This is a genomic window from Ciceribacter azotifigens (assembly GCF_048159625.1).
Taxonomy (GTDB): Bacteria; Pseudomonadota; Alphaproteobacteria; order Rhizobiales; family Rhizobiaceae; genus Allorhizobium; species Allorhizobium azotifigens.
Genome location: NZ_JBLQTA010000063.1, coordinates 1 through 1,365, shown reverse-complemented (window position 1 = coordinate 1,365; position 1,365 = coordinate 1). Strand labels below are relative to the sequence as shown.

Genomic DNA, 1,365 nt, shown 5'->3' with positions numbered 1-1,365 from the left:
CTGGCGGACGAGTTCGGTGAGATCGCGGTTTGGAACCGCGATCCGGGAAAGCTGGGCGGCATGGACCTGACCGGCTTGCGCGTTTTCGAGGATGTCACCGAGGCGGTCGGCAAAGCGGACGTGGTCATCACCATGCTGACTGACGGAGCGGCGGTGGCCGACGTCCTGTTCAAACGGTGTGCGGCATCTGCGATGCGGCCAGGCAGCGTCCTGATCGACATGAGCTCCATCGCACCATGGGAGGCTCTCGAACATGGCCGACGTCTAGCCGAGCATGGCATCGCGCAGCTCGACGCTCCAGTCTCGGGCGGGACCGCCGGCGCCGAAGCCGGCAGGCTTGCGATCANCGATGCGGCCAGGCAGCGTCCTGATCGACATGAGCTCCATCGCACCATGGGAGGCTCTCGAACATGGCCGACGTCTAGCCGAGCATGGCATCGCGCAGCTCGACGCTCCAGTCTCGGGCGGGACCGCCGGCGCCGAAGCCGGCAGGCTTGCGATCATGGTGGGTGGCGATCGGAAGGTTTTCGACCGGGTGCTTCCGGTGCTTCAACCGCTCGGCAGGCCGGCCTATCTCGGCCCAGCCGGCTCTGGGCAGATCGCCAAGCTCGCCAATCAGGTCATCGTCGGCGTGACGATTGGCGCCGTAAGCGAGGGCATTGCGCTGGCGCGAAGCGGCGGGCTTGATCTCGATGCCTTTCTCGAGGCGGTCCGCGGTGGCCTTGCCGGCAGCGCCGTGCTCGAACAGCTCGGACCGCGGATGATCGCCGGTGATTTTTCCGTGCGCGGCAGGTCGAGCACGCATCTGAAGGATATTCGCAATACCCTGCAATATGCGGCTGAGCGACGTCTGCCCTTGGAGCTGACCAAGCAACTCGAAGCCGCATTCGCTTCGGTCATCGACCGTTATGGAGACCTGGATCATTCGGCGCTGATCCTCAATTTTCGGTCTGACGGTTTCGCCACCCGTTAATGACCAGATCCCACACAGCATAGCGGACCCCGGCACTGGTGCCGTTCGGCAAGCATGCATCCAAGCAGATGAGAGACAGCAATCAAGGAAAAGGTGCTCAGATGAGCAAGGCAGGTCCGAAGAAACGGTTCCGGTCGAGGGATTGGTTCGACAATCCCGAGCACATCGACATGACGGCGCTCTATCTGGAGCGCTTCATGAATTACGGGACGACCCCCGAGGAACTCCGTTCCGGCAAGCCGATCATCGGCATCGCCCAAACGGGCAGCGACATCAATCCGTGCAACCGCGTCCATGTCGATCTGGCCCGGCGCGTCAGGGACGGCATCCGCGACGCAGGCGGGATTCCGATGGAGTTTCCCGTCCATCCCACTTTCGAGAACTGCAAGCGG

General features: G+C 63.2%; 2 protein-coding genes and 1 pseudogene. All 3 read left to right on the top strand.

All coding sequences use genetic code 11. The features are described from left to right. Positions 1-60: 60 nt before the first annotated feature. A pseudogene (locus tag ACM6UT_RS23285) lies at positions 61-288 on the top strand (NAD(P)-binding domain-containing protein); the annotation flags it as partial. Between the two features lie 88 nt (positions 289-376). After that, the gene (locus tag ACM6UT_RS23280) at positions 377-973 is read left to right on the top strand and encodes an NAD(P)-dependent oxidoreductase (protein ID WP_416799643.1); all 597 of its coding nucleotides are present in this window, start codon (positions 377-379) and stop codon (positions 971-973) included. Positions 974-1,074: 101 nt separating this feature from the next. Then, positions 1,075-1,365 (top strand): dihydroxy-acid dehydratase domain-containing protein (locus ACM6UT_RS23275; protein WP_416799642.1); only part of this gene is annotated, 291 nt, incomplete at its 3' end.